This window comes from Microcystis sp. M53602_WE12, from assembly GCF_030065455.1.
Classification (GTDB): Bacteria; Cyanobacteriota; Cyanobacteriia; order Cyanobacteriales; family Microcystaceae; genus Microcystis; species Microcystis aeruginosa.
The window spans coordinates 1-2,490 of sequence record NZ_JASJFB010000843.1 but is presented as its reverse complement, the minus strand read 5'-3'; the positions used below and the strand labels follow the sequence as shown (position 1 = coordinate 2,490).

General features: G+C 39.0%; 1 protein-coding gene. It reads left to right on the top strand.

The window, feature by feature from the left end; genetic code table 11:
* Window positions 1-223 precede the first annotated feature (223 nt).
* Window positions 224-2,359 carry a toll/interleukin-1 receptor domain-containing protein gene (locus tag PX482_RS25750; RefSeq protein WP_223213069.1) on the top strand — a complete coding sequence of 712 codons (2,136 nt, stop codon included), beginning with the start codon at window positions 224-226 and terminating at the stop codon, window positions 2,357-2,359.
* The last annotated feature ends 131 nt before the right edge of the window (window positions 2,360-2,490 follow it).

Genomic DNA, 2,490 nt, shown 5'->3' with positions numbered 1-2,490 from the left:
TCTCAATTTTTATAATTGAGATAGTTTGTGCCGCTTAAATAAAGAGGTTTTGATAACCAAATTAAAGCAGCTCTAAAGAGTTTTGAGTTAAAAGTTAAACTTCAAGTTTTCATTCAGGACAAATGTACTGATTAACTAATTTTTTGGGGAAAATTAGTTAACCCATCATTATAACATATAATTAATTTGCAAGAGTTCTTCTAAAGTTCACAGGGGGAGTAAAATGAAAAATTTCTTTGATGTCTTTATTTCCTATGGACGGGCTGATAGTAAAACTTTTGCTATTAAGCTTAATCAAAGGTTGGCAGCACAAGGCTTAAACGTCTGGTTCGACCAAGAAGATATTCCCTTGGCTGTGGACTATCAAGAACAGATTAATGATGGCATCGAGAGGACACATAACTTTATTTTTATCATCGCCCCTCATTCGGTTAATTCGCAATATTGCCTAAAAGAAATTAATCTAGCGATTAAGTACAACAAGCGCATTATTCCTCTGCTTCATGTTGAACAAATTAGCCAAGAAACTTGGCGGCAAAGAAACCCAGATAAAACTGAAGCTGACTGGCAAACATATCAAGCCGAGGGAAGGCATTCTAGTTTTCCGAATATGCCCCCAGCGATCGGCAAAATCAACTGGATCTATTTCCGAGAAGAAATTGATGATTTTGAAAGCTCTTTTGCTGGTTTGATCGGTGCGATTGATCAGCAGCAACACTATGTCCAGAAGCACAGTATTTTTTTAGTTAAAGCCTTAAATTGGTTAAGGAATCAGAAGCAAACTAATTATCTGTTAATTGGCGAAGAGAGACAGGCAGCAGAAAAGTGGTTAAAACATAGATTTACTGAGGAACAGCCGCCTTGCTTGCCCACGGACTTACACTGCGAATTTATTAGCGAAAGTAGTAAAAATGCTAATAATTTGATGACACAGGTTTTCCTGTCATCGTCAGAAAAAGATAATGCCATCAAGGAGAAAATTCGCAAGACTCTGATGCGCGAAGGCTTTACCGTCTGGACTAATCAGACGGATATTAAAACGGGAACTGCCTTTCAGGAGCAAATTAATAAAGGTATTGAAGGGGCGGATAACTTTGTTTATTTAATATCTCCAGAAGCCCTGCAATCATCATACTGTTATCTAGAACTTGCTCACGCTTTTGCTACCAACAAACGAATTATTACTTTGCTGATTGAAAAGACCGATATTGAGTTAATCCCCTCCCAGTTACAGAAATTACAATTTATTGACTTAACTGAATATGAAGATCGGGAAAAATATCGCAGTAGTATCGATAAATTATTGAAGGAATTAAACAGTGATGTTGCTTATCATGAAAGTCATAAAGTGCTGTTAGTCAAAGCCTTGAAATGGCAGCAGCAAACCCACAACCCTAGTGTCCTATTGCGAGGCTATAATCTCCAACATTTTGAAGCTTGGCTGAAGGTAGCTAAACAGCGAAAAGAATCCCCTCCCTTACCGCTACAGGAAGAATTTATTATCGCTAGTCTCAATCAACATAAACCATCTTCTTTAGAAGTTTTTATCTCTTATTCTCGTGCCGATTCAGATTTAGCAAGAAGATTAAATGAGGCTCTGACTTCACTCGGTAAGCTCACTTGGTTCGATCAAGAAAGTATCGCTTCGGGAGAAGATTTTCGGCGAGAAATTTATCAAGGCATTGAAATTTCCGACAACTTTGTATTTATCATTTCTCCCAAATCAATCAATTCACCTTATTGTTATGATGAAGTGGAATATGCCAAAAAATTAAATAAGCGAATTATCACGATCTTACACCAAAAAGTTGCGGCCAAAGATTTGCCCCCTGCCTTAGCTAGTGTTCAGTGGCTTGATTTTAGTCAGCATGGCGGCGACTTTCTGACCAATTTTACTCAGTTAGTTAGAACCATACATACAGACAGAGATCACGTTCATAACCATAGCAAATGGTTACAGAGAGCCAAAGAATGGGAAAATAGCCAAAAAAGTGCTGACTTACTACTCCGGGGCAGTGAATTTGTCCTCGCTCAAACTTGGTTAAAGAAAATTGAGCAACAAAATAAACAACCCCCGGCAACCGAGTTACATAAGGAATTTATTCAAGCTAGTCAGACAGCCATTGAAGCGGCGGAAACAGCAGAAAAAGAACGACAACAACAGTTACTCAAGCTTCAGCAAGAACGAACCCAAGAGGCAGAAAAACGCCTAGAACAAGAGAAAAAAAATGCCAGACGGCAAAAGCAGTGGTTAGTCGTCGTCAGTTTATTCGGGGCGGTGGCGACTTGCTTGGGGTTTTTTGCCGCCTCAGAGTATCGCCAAGCAGCCATTAGCGAGATTGTCGCGGTCCATTGGTGAGAAGTTAAGATTATCTGCAATTTGTCAAGCTTATTGTTACAATTCTTATTGTAAGCAGGAAAAGTTTGCCAAGTCTGGGTTTTGACTATTTTTACCTAATGGCGACAGGAGGTGAGTTCTTGCGCTTATAG